The organism is uncultured Agathobaculum sp. (genome assembly GCF_963927765.1).
In the GTDB taxonomy this organism is placed as follows: domain Bacteria; phylum Bacillota; class Clostridia; order Oscillospirales; family Butyricicoccaceae; genus Agathobaculum.
In genome coordinates this window covers 1-17,609 of record NZ_CAWVCU010000072.1, presented here as the reverse complement: position 1 = coordinate 17,609, position 17,609 = coordinate 1, and the positions used below count along the sequence as shown (strand labels likewise).

18 protein-coding genes are annotated in these 17,609 nt (G+C 51.4%); 10 read left to right on the top strand and 8 right to left on the bottom strand.

Annotation, left to right across the window (positions count from 1 at the left end):
* Window positions 1-183: 183 nt before the first annotated feature.
* The 5 genes from ABGT74_RS06345 to ABGT74_RS06325 all read right to left on the bottom strand — a co-directional run bounded on the left by ABGT74_RS06345 (window position 184) and on the right by ABGT74_RS06325 (window position 5,316).
* On the bottom strand, window positions 184-1,584 hold the full coding sequence (locus tag ABGT74_RS06345) for a DUF4340 domain-containing protein (protein WP_346704905.1): 1,401 nt from the start codon (window positions 1,582-1,584) through the stop codon (window positions 184-186).
* Complete coding sequence (locus ABGT74_RS06340) at window positions 1,571-2,014, bottom strand: hypothetical protein (protein WP_346704904.1); 444 nt, start codon at window positions 2,012-2,014, stop codon at window positions 1,571-1,573. The genes ABGT74_RS06345 and ABGT74_RS06340 overlap by 14 nt, the downstream gene beginning before the upstream one ends.
* 146 nt (window positions 2,015-2,160) lie before the next feature.
* Window positions 2,161-3,369 (bottom strand): HAMP domain-containing sensor histidine kinase, encoded by a 1,209-nt coding sequence (locus ABGT74_RS06335; protein WP_346704903.1) that lies wholly within the window; start codon window positions 3,367-3,369, stop codon window positions 2,161-2,163.
* Window positions 3,362-4,039, bottom strand: a complete 678-nt coding sequence (locus tag ABGT74_RS06330; protein WP_346704906.1) for a response regulator transcription factor — start codon at window positions 4,037-4,039, stop codon at window positions 3,362-3,364. The genes ABGT74_RS06335 and ABGT74_RS06330 overlap by 8 nt, the downstream gene beginning before the upstream one ends.
* A gap of 233 nt (window positions 4,040-4,272) precedes the next feature.
* A complete protein-coding gene (locus ABGT74_RS06325) occupies window positions 4,273-5,316 on the bottom strand; it encodes a LacI family DNA-binding transcriptional regulator (protein WP_346704902.1) in 1,044 nt (347 codons plus the stop codon).
* Window positions 5,317-5,788: 472 nt separating this feature from the next.
* On the opposite strand from ABGT74_RS06325, the gene ABGT74_RS06320 reads away from it, so the two are divergent.
* From ABGT74_RS06320 to ABGT74_RS06310, 3 genes are all read left to right on the top strand, one after another.
* Window positions 5,789-6,796, top strand: coding sequence for a sugar ABC transporter substrate-binding protein (locus ABGT74_RS06320; protein WP_346704901.1), 1,008 nt, complete (start codon window positions 5,789-5,791; stop codon window positions 6,794-6,796).
* 144 nt (window positions 6,797-6,940) lie between these two features.
* Window positions 6,941-7,948: an inositol 2-dehydrogenase gene (gene iolG, locus ABGT74_RS06315; RefSeq protein WP_346704900.1), complete on the top strand. Its 1,008-nt coding sequence runs from the start codon at window positions 6,941-6,943 to the stop codon at window positions 7,946-7,948.
* 80 nt (window positions 7,949-8,028) lie between these two features.
* Window positions 8,029-8,817 carry a TIM barrel protein gene (locus ABGT74_RS06310; RefSeq protein WP_346704899.1) on the top strand — a complete coding sequence of 263 codons (789 nt, stop codon included), beginning with the start codon at window positions 8,029-8,031 and terminating at the stop codon, window positions 8,815-8,817.
* A 73-nt stretch (window positions 8,818-8,890) separates the two neighbouring features.
* Here the strand turns inward: ABGT74_RS06310 and ABGT74_RS06305 are convergent, their stop codons facing one another.
* Complete coding sequence (locus ABGT74_RS06305; protein WP_346704898.1) at window positions 8,891-9,340, bottom strand: helix-turn-helix domain-containing protein; 450 nt, start codon at window positions 9,338-9,340, stop codon at window positions 8,891-8,893.
* A gap of 193 nt (window positions 9,341-9,533) precedes the next feature.
* On the opposite strand from ABGT74_RS06305, the gene ABGT74_RS06300 reads away from it, so the two are divergent.
* The 7 genes from ABGT74_RS06300 (at window position 9,534) to ABGT74_RS06270 (ending at window position 16,172) form a co-directional block, all read left to right on the top strand.
* Window positions 9,534-9,842 (top strand): metalloregulator ArsR/SmtB family transcription factor, encoded by a 309-nt coding sequence (locus ABGT74_RS06300; protein WP_297283655.1) that lies wholly within the window; start codon window positions 9,534-9,536, stop codon window positions 9,840-9,842.
* A gap of 102 nt (window positions 9,843-9,944) precedes the next feature.
* On the top strand, window positions 9,945-10,946 hold the full coding sequence (locus ABGT74_RS06295) for a permease (protein ID WP_346704897.1): 1,002 nt from the start codon (window positions 9,945-9,947) through the stop codon (window positions 10,944-10,946).
* A gap of 13 nt (window positions 10,947-10,959) precedes the next feature.
* Window positions 10,960-11,292 (top strand): thioredoxin family protein, encoded by a 333-nt coding sequence (locus ABGT74_RS06290; protein WP_346704896.1) that lies wholly within the window; start codon window positions 10,960-10,962, stop codon window positions 11,290-11,292.
* 3 nt (window positions 11,293-11,295) lie between these two features.
* A complete protein-coding gene (locus tag ABGT74_RS06285; protein ID WP_346704895.1) occupies window positions 11,296-11,712 on the top strand; it encodes an arsenate reductase ArsC in 417 nt (138 codons plus the stop codon).
* A gap of 169 nt (window positions 11,713-11,881) precedes the next feature.
* Entirely contained in the window at window positions 11,882-12,694 is an 813-nt protein-coding gene (locus tag ABGT74_RS06280; RefSeq protein WP_346704894.1) for a MurR/RpiR family transcriptional regulator, read from the top strand.
* A 175-nt stretch (window positions 12,695-12,869) separates the two neighbouring features.
* Window positions 12,870-14,720, top strand: a complete 1,851-nt coding sequence (locus ABGT74_RS06275; protein ID WP_346704893.1) for a beta-glucoside-specific PTS transporter subunit IIABC — start codon at window positions 12,870-12,872, stop codon at window positions 14,718-14,720.
* Window positions 14,721-14,723: 3 nt separating this feature from the next.
* A complete protein-coding gene (locus ABGT74_RS06270; protein WP_297283661.1) occupies window positions 14,724-16,172 on the top strand; it encodes a 6-phospho-beta-glucosidase in 1,449 nt (482 codons plus the stop codon).
* A 139-nt stretch (window positions 16,173-16,311) separates the two neighbouring features.
* On the opposite strand, the gene ABGT74_RS06265 is transcribed toward ABGT74_RS06270, so the two are convergent.
* Together ABGT74_RS06265 and ABGT74_RS06260 are read right to left on the bottom strand one after the other, a co-directional pair.
* Window positions 16,312-16,944, bottom strand: a complete 633-nt coding sequence (locus ABGT74_RS06265) for a hypothetical protein (protein ID WP_297283662.1) — start codon at window positions 16,942-16,944, stop codon at window positions 16,312-16,314.
* Window positions 16,928-17,521: a sigma-70 family RNA polymerase sigma factor gene (locus ABGT74_RS06260; protein ID WP_346704892.1), complete on the bottom strand. Its 594-nt coding sequence runs from the start codon at window positions 17,519-17,521 to the stop codon at window positions 16,928-16,930. The genes ABGT74_RS06265 and ABGT74_RS06260 overlap by 17 nt, the downstream gene beginning before the upstream one ends.
* Window positions 17,522-17,609: the final 88 nt, after the last annotated feature.

The following is a 17,609-nucleotide window of genomic DNA, read 5'->3' as shown; positions in this document are numbered from 1 at the left end:
CACTTTGCCGTCCCATCATGCTCCATCCCTCCTTTGTTTCTATTATATCATAGAAACTGAGCATCTGGGGATTTTGTCAACAGGTCCCTTTAAGCACTGCATCATCCAAAAGACTACAAAAGGACTTGCCGCCTGCAAACCGCAGACGGCAAGTCCTTTGTCTGTTATACGCAATAAAATAGATTAGTTGAAAACAATCGCATTGACCGCCTCAATCAGGTCGACCACATAGCTGCGTCCCACCAGCGAAACGGGTTTTCCATCCACCATGGCAAGGCAGTTATCCCCGTCATAGCGGTAAAGTGCAATGCTGACACTCGGATGGTTTTCATTATCCAGATGGACCGTCAGGCTGATTTCCTCCTTCTGATCGGGCTGCTCAACGGTAAAGCTGTTTGCGCGCAGCGCTGTCAGCGCATCCCGGAAGGATGTGATGTCGATCTCTTCGTCCTCATACGCATAGGTTCGATCATCCACATCACCGTCTGTCGTAATGGTATAGGTTTCACCCTCCAGCGTAATATCTATCTGGTTGATGTCGTTAAAGTCCGCAGACAGCACTTCCTGATGCCGCAGGTCGTTATAGGTCGCTGCAATCAGTGCATAGTATTCCTCTTGGGTGATCTTATACAGGATCGGGGACTCTCCCACACGGGCATAAGCGATGATTTCTTCGTCCTCGTCTGTATCGCCCTCCTGCACCTTTTCCCGCTGCCCCGGGCCTCGGCTGATGTGCAACACGAAGCTGTTCTGGGTCTGGTTCCCGTCGTCATCCTCTTCGGTGTAATCCAGCTGCACCGTCAGTTCAGGATCATCCAGACCATAAGTCTGCAAATCCTTCTCCGTCGCCTTATAGGTCATATAATTGCTCAAATCCAAGTCGTCAATGGCCTGCAAATAGCTTTCGACGCGAGAGGTATCCAGCGGCAGCGTTTCACCATCCTGCTGCGTAAAGTATACATCATCCGCGCAATAGCTCGCATCGCTGTCCTCTTCATAGGTGATCTCATACTCTGCCGCACCCGAGAACGTAATACTGTCTGCCTGTTCCACACTGGGTGTTTCATCGTTGTCGATTATCTCACTCAGGACCGCGTCAAAGTCATCCAGCGGATCATTCTGCACCAGATATACATTCCCGTCGCCAATGGACACATAACGTTCTTCATCCATTTGACTGTAATCGCCCAACTGAATCGTATAGGTTTCCTCCTCGGTGGCGATCGTGATGGTGCACAGCGGATCGTCCAGACCGTACTGTCCCAGATCCTCCGCATTCTCTATGATAAACGAAACACCGAACTCTTCAAACCGGCTGAGCATTTCCTTGATTTTGTCCTCGTCCACCGGGAACTCTGCATCCTCATCATAGACCCAGCCGTTCTCTTCCTTATGGAAAGCCAGCGTGCGGGATTCATATTCCCAAGACAGCGACTGTACGGCATCGCTGTCCAGCTCCAGCACCACCTCATCGCTGTTTTGAATCTGCTCTTGATGCTCTTCATACCGGCTCAGCACGAATGTTGCCACGCACGCGATCACCAGAACACCCAGCAGAATCATCAGCCGCTTAGACCGCTTCATTTTGCATCCTCCTTCTTCTCAGCACCACATAGATGCCAATGCCCAGATACAGCAGCGGGAATACGCCGATCATAATAACCTTCAGCAGAGAAGAAGTAGAATCGCTGATGGTCAGATAGTTGTAATTGAGCGACTTGCTGCGAATCGCCATCGCTTCGCTCTCCCCAATCAAAGAAGAAAGCGCATTCATCCCCAGATTGACGTTCGCTCCCGAAGAATACGCGTTATACACATCGTCCAAGAAACTAGAGGACGCGAACCAGACGATCTGGCCGCCGCTTGTGCATTCCACGGAAACCGCCGCAGCAAAGGGGCCGTCGATATCTCCCTCTTCCTTTTCATATACATGCCCTTCCTCAATTTCAAAGGACAAATCATCCACCGCCATGAAATCGCCGTAACATTTCGTGAGATGTTCCACTGATATCATGCTTGACCTCCTCGTTAAACGGTGCGCCATGCCGCACCGGTATCCAAAGACATTGTAACGGCCCATACTGAAACCACGCTGAAAAAAACAGCCGAAAGCACAAAAAAGAGGAGCCTTGCAAAAGGCTCCTCTTTTCCGATGGATATTTACAGACAGGGCAGCTCTACCGTAAAGCGATTGATCCCATCCTTGCTTTCCGCCCAGATTTTCCCCCGGTGCTGCGTAACGATGTTTTCCGCAATAGAAAGCCCCAGCCCGAAGCTGCCGGAGCGGCTGCGCGCTGGATCTGCCCGATAGAATCGTTTGAAAAGGTTTTGCAGCGCATCTGGCGGGATTTCCTCTCCCTCGTCTGAAACCGTCAACACACAGCGGTTTCGACCGCGTTTTTGCAGCGCAACCCATGTACATCCCTTTTCCCGCGCATATTTCTGCGCATTATCCAGCAGGATCTCCACGAGCTCGCGCAGCTGCGCTTCTGCGCCTGTCACGCGGATGTTTTCCTGCACATCAGTTTCCAATCTCATCCCTTTTTCAAAGAAAACCGACTCAAACGGCAGCACGGTCTGCGTGGTCAGTCTGCTTAAGTCCACCTCGGCAAATACCTCCTTGGCCTCCGCGTTGTCTGTCCGCGCCAGCTCAAGCATTTGCCCGATCAGCCGTTTCATCTGTTCGGACATCGTCTGGATGCTGTGCAGAAACGTTTCCCGCTTACCTGCGTCATACGTCGGGTTTTGCAGCAATTCTGTATTGGTCATAATCACAGTCAGCGGGGTTTTCAGCTCATGCGATGCCGCCGCGACAAATTGGCGCTGCTGTTTCCATGCCTGCTCCACCGGACGCACTGCCCACTTGGACAGCAATATACTAACCCATAAAAAAAGCAAAAAGCCAACTACACCAATGATGCAGCAGGTTTTGACCAGACCATTCAGCGTGGCACGTTCACTCGAAATATCCGCAAACACCAGACATTGGCTAAGCGGCATATCCACGCGATAGTATCGCAAATTATATTCCGAAAGCACGCCAAACTGCTTGGGCGTGGAAAAAGCCGCGTCGATCAGGCTGTCCAGAAAAGCGGCATCCGACAGGTCGTAGTACCCGCCGCCCTTCGCCAGCAAATCACCGTCCGGTCCCAGCTGCAGCGCAAAAAACGGCAGACGCACATCCTCCCCGCGTTCCTCCGGTGTGTCCAACCGGAATGGCTGCGCGGCAATATTCCGCATCATGCTCAGGCTTTCCTGCTCCAGATTGGCGCTGGTAAAATAAAATACCAGCCCCAAAATGATACAAAGCAGAAGCGTAACGATTGACATATTGATTAAAATGAATTTCAGCCGAAGCTTTTTAATCATCTCCGCGCACCTCCAGATGGTATCCCAGCCTGCGGATGGCCTCAATGCGGATATTGGAACCAATGCCCGCCAGCTTTTTCCGCAAAAAGCCGATATAGACCTCTACATTGTTTTCCACCGCGTCCGAATCAAATCCCCATACCCTCGCCAGAATCACTTCTTTGGACAAGTTTCGCTCCCCTGCCTGCAGCAAAAAGCGCATGATGTCAAATTCTTTTGCAGACAAACGGATGCTGTTGCTTCCGCAAACCAACATGGCCGAATCCAGATCCAGTGATGTATTTCCGAAGGTGATTTCATCCACCTGCGCGCCCTGTCTGCGCAGCAGTGCATTGATACAGGCCAGCAGTTCTCTGGTATCAAATGGTTTGGTGAGGTAATAATCCGCCCCGGCATTTAACCCCATGATCCGATCCTCCAGCCCGGATCGTGCCGTCAGCATCAAGATCGGCGTGCCAAGCCGCTTGGCGCGCACCTGCCGTGCCACTTCATACCCATTCATCTTCGGCATCATCACATCCAGAATCAACAAGTCATAAACGCCCAGCTCTGCATACTGGGCGCCGCTTTCTCCGTCGTAAACGATCTCCACGTCAAAGCCCTTGCCCCGCAGAAGCTCCCTGATGGAATCCGCGAGCAGCTTTTCATCTTCGATAATCAGGATTTTCAACGCCATTCACCACACTTTTGTATTACCTCTATCATAATATAAAATTTTGCTGAAATGAAGCTGAAAAAGCAGATAGGCTGCTAACGCTCTTTTCTGCATTGCAAAGAAGCTTTTCTTTGTCTATGCGCGCGGCCGTGTCATAGCCATAATTTCCGATAAAGCCGCAAACCGCAGCATATTGTTGCAGTTTGCGGCTTTGCTTTCTTCGATTCGTGCTCCGGTGTATCCTTGCGCTACTCAATATTTTGCGAGCAAATAATCGAAATACTGGTTGCGATCTGATCCTCTTGCGGGCGGACACCCTTGTGCAGCAGCTCACGCAGCAACATCAGCGGCAGATATCCCTGCCGATACATATCTTGCGTAATAGTAAAATCCAAGCTGCCCTCTTGAAGCAAGCTCTTGGTACGTGCCGACAGATCATGCGCAACCACGCGAATTTGATCGGTCATACCCGCCTGCCGCAGCGCGTCCGTACAGCCCGTCACACTGCGATTGACCATATAGATTGCTGCCAAATCCGGTGTGCCCTGCAGCGCTTGGCGCACCTTATCGCATGTTAAGCGATAGTTGTTGTAAGTTTCTGTGATCTCAATCTGCGCAGAAGAGAAACCCAGTTCATGCATGCGTGCACAAAAGCCGTCCAACCTTGTGCGATGTCCGTGATACTCCAAATTGCCCACCATCGCCAGAATATGCGCATCCCTCGGCACGCACTTGCTGAGTAGTTCGGCAGCAATCCGACCGCTTTTGGTATAATCCTGCCCCACAAAGCACAGGCGCCGACTGTTCGGCAAATCAGAATTCAGCGTAATGCATGGAATGCCGCGATCCGCCAATTCGCCCACTTTGGTTTCAATCAAAATATCATTGAGCGCACACAGCGCAATCCCTTGCGCCCCCCATTCCACAAGCGCATCCAAATGCTCAATGCATTCCACCGGAAGATCGGTCTCACACACGCAGACACGAATTTCCACATGATAATCCGCTAACTTCCGTCGCGCCGCCTCAATACCGCTGGAGACTTCCGTCTTAAAGGGTCCGGTCCAGTTGGGCAGCAAAACGCCCAATCGAAGCGGCGGATAATTTTTTGTTTCCTCCACAGGCCGTGCCTGACGCGGTGCCACATATCCGGTTTCCTCGATTGCTCGTAAAATACGCTCCCTCACTTCCGCACTGACATAGGAACGATTATTCAATACACGATCTACGGTTCCGCGTGAAACTCCCGCATGCTCCGCTACGGTTTGTATGGTTGGACGATTCCTTTTCATGCCGCCTCACCTGTTGCCAAAAATTTCAGTGGATTCATTATAGCACACACCCTGTGCATGCGGCAAAGAAAATTGTTTTTTCACACATATTTCAGCCCTTTGTGTGCGAAAGCACATATTCCATTATGTCACTATTTCAACACACTTTATCTTCTCTTTCATCCAAATAAATTTATTTTTGCAACTTATTTTGCAGAAAAGCATTTTTTCAAAATATCAACTCGTTGTCGAGAATCAACAATAGCACTCCCCCAAATCTCTCCACACTTGAATTTGTGCACTTTGAAAGGCAAATTTTATCTCACTACTTACATTTTCCTATTCCATTTTGCTAAATTTGTTCTGATTTTTTCTTTCTGTAAAAACGTTTCCTCCAAAGTATTCATTGACTTTCTTTCTTGCCGCTCCTACAATAAGCACATAAACAGCACACAGCACACAAACGCACACACAGAAAGAAAGGATGAAAGACATGACGAAGAAAAACTGGTTTGCAGCCTTGCTGGCAGGTTCGCTCGCTTTGACCATGACCGCTTGCGGCGGCGACACCAACACCAGCACGACCGAGAGCGGCGATTCCTCCGCGGAAACGCCGTACGAGATCAGCATGATCCTCAAAACCAACGCATCCGAGTTCTGGCAAATCATTCAGGCCGGTGCGGAAGCCTATGAGGAAGAACATCCCGATCTGGTCAAGCTGTCCATCAAGGGCCCTCCGGGAGAGACTTACTACGAAGAGCAGCTCAACTCCCTGACCACCGATCTGGCCAATGAATCCTTTGACGGCTATCTGATCGCACCGTTGCAGTCCGAAGCCGTTGCCACCGCAATCGCCAATACCGACAAGCCGATTGTTGCCTTTGACACCAACATCGACTCAGACAAATGTTTGTCCTTCGTCGGCACTGGCAATAAGGAAGCCGCAAAGCAAGGCGCGATAGCCGCAGTTGAGGCCGCAAAAGCAGCCGGCTGGGAAGAGATCAAGTGCATTGAGATCGCCGGTGTGCAGGGCGATGCTACCAACACCGCACGCATGGAAGGCTACCGCGAAGGCATCACCGAAGCCGGCGGCGAGTTTCTGGATGACGAAGTGCAGTACGCCAATGCTACCGCAGATCAGGCGGTCACCTGCATGGAAGCGATCATGAACAAGTTCCCGGATGGCGTTGCAATCATCTGCTCGAACAACGATGATATGGCGCTGGCTGCCGCCCGCACCGCAGCGGAAAATCCGGCTTATGCCAACACCATTTTCCTTGGCTTTGACGGTCAGAAATCCGCAGTAGAGGCAGTCCTCAACGGTGAACTGACCATGACCGCTGCACAGAACAACTATGACATCGGTTACAAGGCTGTGGAAACCATGGTCAAGATTCTGCAGGGTGAAGAATACGACGCCGTCGTGGATACCGGCACCGAAATCATCACCAAGGACAATGCGCAGGATCGCCTTGACCGTTTTACGGAATGGATGTCTTAACCATTCAATCCCTATTGTAAACTTCTCAATCCTTTTCCTTCATAAAACGCTCCACTCTCTTTTTTACCAGAACGCTCCTACGTTCTAAACTTCCATTACATTCTTCATGATAACTGTATTGTATTTCCCAAAGGAGGATTCTCCATGAAAGTTGGTATTATCGGCGCGGGCCGTATCGGCAAGGTTCACGCCAAGAATATTTCCATGTTTGTGCCGGAGATGGAAATCAAGACCATCGCTGATCCCTTTATGAACGAGCAGACCGAAGCGTTCGCCAAGCAGTGCGGTATCCCGAACTGCACCAAGGATGCAAACGACATCTTAAACGACCCGGAAATCGAAGCTGTACTGATTTGTTCCTCGACCGACACGCACTCCAAGTACATCATCGAGGCTGCACATACCGGCAAACACATCTTCTGCGAAAAGCCGATCGACTATGACCTGTCCAAGGTGCATGCAGCCATCAATGCCGCTAAGGAAGCGGGCGTCAAGCTGCAAATCGGCTTCTGCCGACGCTTCGATCACAACCATCGCGCCGTATACGACATGGTGCGGGATGGCAAGGTCGGCAAAGTGAACATCATCAAGATCTCTTCGCGCGACCCCGAGCCGCCCCCGGTGTCCTATGTGAAGGTTTCCGGCGGTATTTTCTACGACATGATGATCCACGACTTCGACATGGCTCGCTTCCTGGCAGGCAGCGAAGTCACCGAAGTCCACGCGATCGGCTCTGTGCTGGTCGATCCCGACATCGGCGAGGCGGGCGACGTCGATACCGCACTGGTCACCCTCAAATTTGAAAACGGTGCCATCGGAGTGATTGACAACAGCCGCAAGGCGGTTTACGGCTACGACCAGCGCGTTGAAGTATTCGGTTCAGAGGGCTGTGCCGAGGATCAGAACGACACCCCCAATACCGCCGTTCTTTCCACCGCAGACGGCGCAGTACATGGCGTGGCCTACAAAGTCATGTGGGATCGCTACACTGGCGCATTTGTTGCCGAGATGCAGGCGTTCGCCGATGCAGTGCTCCATAACAAGGAAACGCCGGTTACCGGCGAGGATGGCCTGTATCCGGTTCTGATGGCGGCTGCCGCCACCAAATCGCTGCACGAAGGACGTCCGGTCAAGATTTCCGAGATTGAATAATACGCCGCAGGGTGGTATCATGGCAGCAAAGTGGTGATACCACCCACTTCACAAAAACCCGATAAAGGAGACCCGACAAAATGGCACTGAGAAAATGCGCGTGCATCGACACGCTGTATACCGAGCTGGACTGGCTCGATCGCTTTGAGGCAGCTAAAAACGACGGTTTTGAGGCCGTAGAATTCTGGGACTGGCGCATCCGCGATCTGGGTGCCACCCGCGCAGCAGCGGAAAAGGCTGGCATCGCCATTTCCGGCTTTAATGGAGACGCAGACTTTTCGCTCGTCGACCCCACTCACAAGGAAAAATACCTCGACTATTTGAAGCAGTCGATCGCTGCGGCGAAAAAGGTAGGCGCTTCCAGCGTGACCATTCATTCCAACGCGCTCGGCGAAGGCGGCATCGTTGTCAACCACTATGACGACTTGTCGCACACGGTCAAGCTGTGCTCGATGTATGACATGCTGCTCGATTGTGCCAAGCTGGCAGAGACTGAAGGAATCAATCTGAATCTGGAAGCCCTCAATATCACGACCGATCACGTCGGCAATTTCCTTGCCACGACACAGATGGGCGCAGAAATTGTCCGCCTGATTGGCTCGCCGCGGCTCAAGCTCCTGTATGACGTGTATCACATGCAGATCAACGAAGGCTGCATCTGCGACACGATCACCAAATACGGAGACACCTTCGGCCACATCCACGTAGCAGACGCGCCGGGCCGCCACGAACCCGGTACAGGTGAAATCAACTACAAAAAGGTGATCTCGCATCTGGAATCCTGCGGCTATACCGGCCGTGTGGGCTACGAACTGTTCCCGCTGACCGACACCAAGACCGCAGTCAAAGCCATCATGGAAAACTGCTGATACAAAAAGGCTCCACATCAAGTGGAGCCTTTCTTGCTTTCTTCGTACGGCAGTTGTCTCTGCCTGTCCCAGCCTACATCTGCCCTTTCCAGACGCGGGCCAAAATATCCTTGAGCACCAGAAGCGCATTGGTGTTGTTATAACCGTATTCGACCCGCAGCCGGGTGAGCATCTCCCGCAAAACAGGCGCATAATCGTCAATACGCACCTTTTGGTGATAAGTTGACAACACCGGATATTTCTTGCTCCACACCTTGTTCCAGTCGATTTTGGCCTGCGCTTCCTCACTGACGCTATCGATCATCTGCTGCGCCTGCTGCTCGTCAAAATCGTACTCGATCAACTCGTCCAACGTCATATGATAGAGCACCGCCAACCGTTTGGACTGCCGGATATCCGGCAAAGTGTCATCTGTTTCCCATTTAGAGATGGTCTGGCGGCTTATACCCAGCTTTTCGGCCACATTCTCTTGTGATAGCCCGCTCTTTTTTCGTGCATGATACAAACTGCTTCCCAAACTCATCTTTTTCTCTCCTTTTACTGTCCTGCTTGTCAGTATACCAGCCCGAACGCAAAAAAGCCACCAGCGAAAACCGGCATTTTTGCCCGTTTTGTTAACGAAATCTGTCGCTTCTTTTTTGCTTGTCTGCCCTTGACAAGGCACGCTCGCCCGTATATACTAAACACATCAAAATTATTTGATGTGAGGTGCAGGAATGGAAAACGACTATCAAGCACAAGCCAAAGTATTCAAAGCGCTGTGCGATCCTAAGCGTCTTGCCATTCTTGCACAGCTGCGCAGCGGCGAAAAGTGCGCCTGCGTGCTGCAAGAGCCGCTTGACCTGACCCAATCCGGCCTGTCCTACCACATGAAAATCCTGTGCGACTCCGGTATCGTCATCGGCCGCCAGGAAGGGAAATGGACGCACTATCGGCTCAGTGCCACCGGCCGGGAGCATGCTGTTGCACTGCTGCAAGCGCTGACCACACCAGACGCTGCCGAGCCGAAAAAAGCAGAGTGCTGATACCACATATCAACGCCATCCATACATCGATGGCGTTTTCTTCGGCAAAACATATCAAATATTTTTGATGTATTGCATATTATCATCAAGTGAGGTGTTTCTATGAGCATATGGCAATTCATACAGGATCAGGTGCTGGGCATGCAATGGCTCAACGGACTGGTGGGCGCGGGTCTGTCCGCGATCGGTCTGGATGTGACGAATCGGCTGGGCGGCAGTATACAGTTTTTTCTCTACGATGTTATCAAAATCACTATCCTGCTGTGCATACTGATTTTCGTGATCTCCTATATCCAGAGCTACTTTCCGCCCGAGCGCAGCCGCCGCATTTTGGGTCGGTTTCACGGCATCTGGGCCAATCTCATCGCCGCTCTGCTGGGCACAGTCACTCCCTTCTGCTCCTGTTCCTCAATCCCATTGTTCATCGGCTTTACCAGTGCAGGGCTTCCTTTGGGCGTGACATTCTCCTTTTTGATCTCCTCCCCTATGGTGGATCTGGGCAGTCTGGTGCTGCTGATGAGCATTTTCGGCGCAAAGGTTGCGGTCGTTTATGTCATCCTCGGGCTGCTCATCGCAGTCATCGGCGGCACAGTGATCGAAAAGCTGCGTATGGAGCGGTATGTTGAGGATTTCATCCTGTCCGCTGGCAGCACAGATATCGAATCACCCAACCTGACCCAGCGCGACCGTTTGCGTTACGCCAAAGAACAAATGCTCGGCACCTTTCGCAAAGTATTCCCGTATATTCTCATCGGTGTGGGTATCGGCGCGGTCATTCACAACTGGATTCCGGAAAGCTGGATCACCACGGTGCTTGGCGCAAACAACCCCTTTGGTGTTTTGCTGGCTACGATCGTAGGTGTTCCCATGTATGCGGATATCTTCGGTACTATCCCGGTGGCAGAGGCGCTGCTCGGCAAAGGCGCACAGTTGGGTACCGTGCTGGCCTTTATGATGGCAGTCACCACGCTTTCTTTGCCCTCTCTGGTCATGCTGCGCAAAGCGGTAAAGCCCCGGCTGCTGGCGCTGTTCATCGGTATATGCACGCTGGGCATTATTCTGGTCGGCTATCTGTTCAACGGATTGCAATATTTATTACTATAATGGAGGATTTGATATGGGACTGTTTGGAAAGAAAAAGACGCAAGAAAACTGCTGTTCCCACACTACTGCAACTGCCACTGACACAGGTGCAGCAGGAACGACTTCCGGCATCAAGGTACTTGGCTCTGGCTGCGCCAAGTGCAATGAGCTCGAAGCCGCCACGAAAGCCGCACTGGCTGAGCTGGGCATTGACACAACCATCGACCATGTGACCGATTTCGCCCAAATTGCATCATACGGCGTTATGACCACCCCGGCGCTGGTCGTGGATGGCAAGGTCGTGTCCTACGGCAAGGTGCTCAAGCCGGAGGAAGTCAAGGCGCTGCTGCAAAAGGTCAGGGGGTAATCCATGAAACACAAACCAAGAGTGGCCTTTGTCTGTGTACACAACTCATGCCGCAGCCAAATGGCGGAAGCGCTTGGCAGACATTTGGCCAGCGACGTTTTCGAAAGCTGCTCGGGCGGCACGGAGACTGTGCCGCAGATCAATCGTGACGCGGTGCGGCTGATGCAGACACTGTACGGCATCGACATGACCGTCAGCCAGCACAGCAAGCTGTGGACTGAACTTCCCCCGGTGGATATCGTCGTAACCATGGGATGCAATGTCAACTGCCCCACCCTGCCCTGCCGGCATCGGGAGGACTGGGGACTGGATGACCCAACAGGGCAAAGCGATGCTGTATTCCGCGAGACCATCCGGCAAATCTATGCGAATGTACTTTCGCTCCGGGATCGAATTGCCCACGGTCTGCTGGACGGCTGAACACGAAAACGCGTGAGGCGGCATGACCGCCTCACGCGCTCTTTTTATCCCAGCATGTTGGAGAAGCCACTCTCACCGCAACCACTTGCCGCTGTATTCTTGCCAAAAATGTAGTTTGCCGATATAATAAATAAAGCAAACGGCAAAAGGGGTGGTCAGGATGGAATTGTTGCGCAAACTGGAACAAAAAGAAAACTTTACCGAACGCGAATGTGAGATTGCCGACTATATTCTGCGCAATTGCGAATCCGTTCTGAAAATGACAACACGCGAACTAGCAAGCGAGACTTTTACCAGCGCCACAGTCATCGTCCGCTTTGTCAAAAAAATCGGCTATGAGGGATTTCAGGATTTTAAGCTTCATCTGCTGGTCGATCTCAAGGAAAGCCAGTTCGAACGGGTGGAGGTCGAACGAAAGGAACACATCCTTTCGCTGATGAACAAAATCTCCTCGCTGCATGAAAAAAGCCTGTTTGAGACTAAAGAGATGCTGTCCACCGAAACGCTCGAAAAAATACAGGCCGCATTTCAAAAATATAACGTGGTTGACTTTTTCGGTTTTGATGCCAACCGTGCCATTGGCGAATATGCCTCGCATAATTTTATACAAGCAGGCGTCAGCTCCAACGTCTATGCAACGGTCGACAAAATCCTGTTATATGAATACTATGTGGAACGCTCGGTCGTCATCGTCATCTCCCGCATGGGCACAGATGAACATATCTGCCGCGCACTGAGCAATCTCCACAAAAAAGACCATTTTATCATTTGCATCACGGGCAACGGCCAAGCTCCAATTGCCAAATATGCGGATGCCGTGCTGCTGTGCGCTTACAAAGAAAACGTCATCCAACTCGGAGACGCGATGTTCCACACCTCAGTCTTCTACATCCTCGACTTACTTGTTTCTATTCTGCTGCGCAATAACTATGACCGCGCACTGCAGCTCTATCAGCGGCATGGCGAGCTTTTCTATGAATAAAACAAACAGGTTTACAGCGTTACACCTTTTCCACTCCCAATGGATGGAAAAAGTGTAACGCTGTTGCTTTGTGTGCAAAATGTCTCTTCAAACCGCAAAAACACGCTATAATGCAAATCAAGAGAGCTCTTAAGAGAAAAAGCCGGCTGGGTAAAAAAAGAAAAGGAGATCAGCCATGCTGGAAAAGGAAGCAAAAGAACTGTTGGCACTGGTAGGCGGCAAGGAAAACGTCAACCAGCTGGTGCACTGTGCGACCCGCCTTCGGTTTGAACTGAAGGACGAAAGTCTGGCACAGAAAAAAGAGATTGAAGCAAAGTCCTATGTACTATCGGTAGTCATCAGCGGAGGACAGTACCAGATCGTTATCGGCCCTCAAGTGACTGAGTATTTCGCAGCGATCATGCAGCTGCTGAATCTGGATGAGAGTAAAAAATCCGATGAGGGCAAGAAAAAGCTTTCCATTATGAAAATTATTTCAGGCGCTTTCTCCCCGCTGATTCCGTTACTGGCCGGTGCGGGCATGATCAAGGCGCTGCTGATGGTACTGGTGGAGTTTGGCCTGCTGTCGGATGCCAGTTCGACCTACGCCATTCTCTCGGCGGCAGGCAACTCGGTCTTTTATTTCATGCCGATCTTTCTGGGCATTACGCTGTCCAAGCAGTTCGGCGGCAATATGTATGTCGGCGGCGCAATCGGCGCAGCGTTGCTTGAGCCATCTTTCACCAGTCTGATTGGGCAAGAGGGTGTGAACTTCCTCGGCATCAGCGTCGTGCCGGTGGACTACGCTACCACCGTGTTCCCGATTTTCATTATCTCGTTTGTCTATGCTTTTCTGGATAAGCAGCTGCGCAAAATCGTCAAGCAGGAACTGCAAATGTTCCTCGTGCCGATGATCTGCCTGCTGGTGCTTGTTCCGATGGCCATTCTGGTATTCGGCCCATTCGGCACAACCATCGGCAACCTGGTATCGAGCTTTATCTCGATGCTGTTTGATTTCAACAATCTGCTGGCCGGTTTGGTGCTGGGCGCCACCTATCCGTTCCTGACCATCCTTGGCCTGCACTGGGGCTTCACGCCCATTACGCTGCAAAACCTGAGCCAGGTCGGCGGCGACGTGCTCGAAGGCGCGGCGGTTTGCTGCGTATACGCAGAGATCGGCATTGCCATCGGTGCATATCTCAAAGGCCGCAAAGGCTCCAAAATCCGTGAAATCGCCGGACCGACCATTCTGACCGGTTTCTTGGCCGGTGTCACCGAGCCGATTCTGTACGGTATTGTCATGCGCTATAAGCGTCTGATGGCGATTGTCGCTATTGCGGGCGGCATTGGCGGTGCGATCAACGGCCTGTGCCATGTCACAATGAACGCTTATGTATTCCACAATCTGTTCTCGGTCGCCATGATGACATACTCGCCGTTTGTCCCCTTCCTCATCGGCTGCGCTGCCGCTCTGGCAGCCGGTCTGCTGCTGACCTATTTCTGGGGCATTCCGGCGGAAGACAGTGCCGATTTTCAGGCGCCGGACGCTGCGCCGCTGCCGCAACCGCAGCAGACTTCACAGGAAATGCAACCCATGACTATCGCCACACCGGCAAACGGCACGGTGATCGCGCTCGAACAGGTCGAGGATGAAGCATTTGCACAAGGCGCAGTCGGCAAGGGCGCGGCCATCCTACCGGCGGACGGCAAAATCTATGCACCGGCTGACGGCCAAATCACCATGGTTTTCCCCACCAAACACGCATTGGGCATGCAGTGTGCCAATGGCTTGGAGCTTCTCATCCATGTCGGCCTGAACACGGTCGAACTCAAGGGAAAATACTTTACCGTACATGTCAAGGACGGCGACACCGTTAAAAAAGGGCAGCTGCTTCTGGAATGTGATATCGAGCAGGTACGACAGGCTGGATATCCGCTCACCACGCCGGTACTGGTCACCAATGCCGACCAGCTTGAGGTTACTTGCCTGCCGACACCCGGCACACAGGTCACTGTTGGAGACGCCATGCTGGAGGTGAAGGAATAAAGCATGAAGAAAGACTTTTTATGGGGCGGTGCATTGGCTGCCCATCAGGTAGAAGGCGCTTACCGCGAAAGCGGCAAGGGCATCAGCGCCGCCGATGTGATGACCGCAGGCACACGGGATATTCCGCGCGAAATCACGGCAGGCATTGAGCCAGGCAAGTACTACCCCAACCACGAAGCGATTGATTTCTATCATCATTACCGTGAGGATATTGACCTGTTTGCTGAAATGGGCTTTCGCTGCCTGCGCACCTCCATCGCATGGACGCGTATTTTCCCCAACGGTGATGAACAGCACCCCAATGAAAAGGGACTTGCCTTTTATGACGAATTATTCGACTATATGCTGTCCAAGGGCATTCAGCCGGTCATTACGCTGTCCCATTTCGAGATGCCCTATCACCTGATCGAACAATACGGTGGTTGGCGCAGCCGTGCATGCATCGAGTTTTTCACCCGTTTTGCATTCACCTGTTTGCAGAGGTATCACACCAAGGTCAAATACTGGATGACTTTCAACGAAATCAACAATCAGATTTTGGTAGACAATCCGATTTATGCTTTCACCAATTCGGGCATCCGCTTTACGCTTGCGGATAACCGCGAGGAGGTTGTTTATCAGGCGGCGCATTACCAGTTTGTCGCCAGCGCGATGGTGGTCGATTATGCCGCGCAGCTCGATTCTGCGCTGCAAATCGGCTGTATGATCGCGGCACAGCCGCATTATCCCCTTTCCTGCAATCCAGATGATATTCTGGAGGCACAGCGTCAAAACCGCAAGCAATACTTTTTCTCCGATGTGCAAGTATGGGGCTACTATCCGTCTTATATCCGCCAGTATTGGCAGCGGCAGAACTATCAGTTGGATATCACGCAGGAGGATTTGAACTGGATCGCCAAAGGTAAAGTGCAGTTTGTCGGTTTCAGCTATTACTATACTTGTGTGGTCACCGCAGATGAAACGGTCGCGCGCACCGGCGACTTAAACGCCGCCGGAACCAATACCGTTGACAACCCCTACCTCAAGGCCAGCGACTGGGGCTGGACGATTGATGCCAAGGGCCTGCGCTATTTCCTCATTGAATTGCAGGATCGCTACCGCTGCCCACTGTTTATCGTCGAAAACGGCTTAGGCGCTTACGACGAGCTAAAGGATGGCCAAATTGACGATCCCTACCGCATCGACTATCTCAAGGCGCACATACAGGAGATGATGAAAGCGGTTGAAATTGACGGTGTTGACCTGATTGGCTATACAGTCTGGGGCTGCATTGACCCGGTGTCGTTCACCACAGGCGAAATGCGCAAGCGATACGGCCTGATCTATGTAGATAAAAATGATGATGGCAGCGGCACGCTCAAGCGGTATCGCAAAAAGTCTTTCGACTGGTATCGAAAGATTATTGCCAGCAACGGCCGTGCAGCGTGGGATCTTGACAGCTCAGAAGCATAGGTAGTTCTAGAAAATACCGCATGCGAACACAAAAAACCGAACCATTGCATTCAATTGACTCGATTCATCATGTAAAAGAAGGTCTGCGCATCGTTCTGCGCAGACCTTCTTTTTTCCGTTCACCTATGCATCTCGCCTGTCAATCGGGTGCAGTACCGTCTACCGGTGCAACGCTTTTGATTATATCTGACCACAGCTCCTCCTCCAAAGGGACATCCGAAATAATGCAATAGCTATATGCATCATCCTGCCATTCCGCAATGGTATAACCACAATTCGTGTCGTCATACAACACCGCATGGTTGGAATCCATCGGATATCCACCATCTGTGTGATTATTTCCAATGAGCGCCGCATCCCCTATGCCCATGCAGTACTTGATCTGCTGCTCTCCATTGGAATAAATCACAACTGCCATGCCAAACTGATTGGCTGCACTTTCAAATACATAGTCATCCGGCAAAACAGTAGGAACCGACAACGGAAAAGACAAGCTTTCTGCAAGCTGTTTGATCGAGGCATACTCCTGCACCCCGCCAACGGCAACGATGGGCGACTCCAGCGTTCCCTGTCCCCATGGGATATCACTAAGATGGACAATCGTTGTACCGCTGACAACCAATATCAGACAAGCTGCCACTATGCCTGCCACCTTATATCGGCGTACCCGCGCTTGACGAGCCAAAGAAGCTACAATTTCATTTTGCAAACGGGAAAGCATTTCAGGCGTCACATGGATTTTTTCCATGATCTGATTATATTTCATCATCAAAATCATATGCCTCCTGTAAGATGTCTTTCAGCATCCCGCGGCCGCGATGCAGCAGGGAACGCACGGTTGCTTCCTTCGTCTCCAAAATTCCTGCAATCTCAGCCGTACTGTAGCCTTCATGGTAAAACAGATGGATCGGCTCACGGTATTTCGGCGGCAATGAACGAACCGCATCCCATACGCAGGCCAGTTCGTCATCCAATTGAGCGCAGGGATACGCTTCTGTCAGAGCATCCGTCCGCTTGTACCAGACCGAGTTTAATTTGTTCTTGCTCAAGTTGATGGCGACCCGTAAAAGCCACGCTTTTTCATGCGCACTGTTTTCAAATATGGGTTCTGCGCGAAGATATTGCACAAACGTATTCTGTAAAACATCCTCGGCATCATCCATATTATGCAGATAAGCGTATGCAGCGCGCAAGACTGCATCACCATATGTATCAAAAAGATACGATACTTTCTGTTCTGTATATACTTTCGTCTTTTTACCGCTGTGTAAAACCGTCGCCAGCATATGAACCAGCCGTTTGATTGACGCAAAACAGTTGGGATGCCAATACGGCAATTTGCGTAACATATCGGACCTGTTGACAAAATCCCCAGATGCTCAGTTTCTATGATATAATAGAAACAAAGGAGGGATGGAGCATGATGGGACGGCAAAG

Excerpts from the sequence above, each read along its gene's own strand:
- ABGT74_RS06285 (WP_346704895.1), top strand. The coding sequence starts at position 11,296 with ATGAAACACAAACCAAGAGTGGCCTTTGTCTGTGTACACAACTCATGC.
- ABGT74_RS06290 (WP_346704896.1), top strand. The coding sequence starts at position 10,960 with ATGGGACTGTTTGGAAAGAAAAAGACGCAAGAAAACTGCTGTTCCCAC.
- ABGT74_RS06320 (WP_346704901.1), top strand. The coding sequence starts at position 5,789 with ATGACGAAGAAAAACTGGTTTGCAGCCTTGCTGGCAGGTTCGCTCGCT.
- ABGT74_RS06300 (WP_297283655.1), top strand. The coding sequence starts at position 9,534 with ATGGAAAACGACTATCAAGCACAAGCCAAAGTATTCAAAGCGCTGTGC.
- ABGT74_RS06335 (WP_346704903.1), bottom strand. The coding sequence starts at position 3,369 with ATGATTAAAAAGCTTCGGCTGAAATTCATTTTAATCAATATGTCAATC.
- ABGT74_RS06345 (WP_346704905.1), bottom strand. The coding sequence starts at position 1,584 with ATGAAGCGGTCTAAGCGGCTGATGATTCTGCTGGGTGTTCTGGTGATC.
- iolG (WP_346704900.1), top strand. The coding sequence starts at position 6,941 with ATGAAAGTTGGTATTATCGGCGCGGGCCGTATCGGCAAGGTTCACGCC.
- ABGT74_RS06295 (WP_346704897.1), top strand. The coding sequence starts at position 9,945 with ATGAGCATATGGCAATTCATACAGGATCAGGTGCTGGGCATGCAATGG.
- ABGT74_RS06310 (WP_346704899.1), top strand. The coding sequence starts at position 8,029 with ATGGCACTGAGAAAATGCGCGTGCATCGACACGCTGTATACCGAGCTG.
- ABGT74_RS06270 (WP_297283661.1), top strand. The coding sequence starts at position 14,724 with ATGAAGAAAGACTTTTTATGGGGCGGTGCATTGGCTGCCCATCAGGTA.
- ABGT74_RS06260 (WP_346704892.1), bottom strand. The coding sequence starts at position 17,521 with ATGTTACGCAAATTGCCGTATTGGCATCCCAACTGTTTTGCGTCAATC.
- ABGT74_RS06340 (WP_346704904.1), bottom strand. The coding sequence starts at position 2,014 with ATGATATCAGTGGAACATCTCACGAAATGTTACGGCGATTTCATGGCG.
- ABGT74_RS06325 (WP_346704902.1), bottom strand. The coding sequence starts at position 5,316 with ATGAAAAGGAATCGTCCAACCATACAAACCGTAGCGGAGCATGCGGGA.
- ABGT74_RS06275 (WP_346704893.1), top strand. The coding sequence starts at position 12,870 with ATGCTGGAAAAGGAAGCAAAAGAACTGTTGGCACTGGTAGGCGGCAAG.
- ABGT74_RS06305 (WP_346704898.1), bottom strand. The coding sequence starts at position 9,340 with ATGAGTTTGGGAAGCAGTTTGTATCATGCACGAAAAAAGAGCGGGCTA.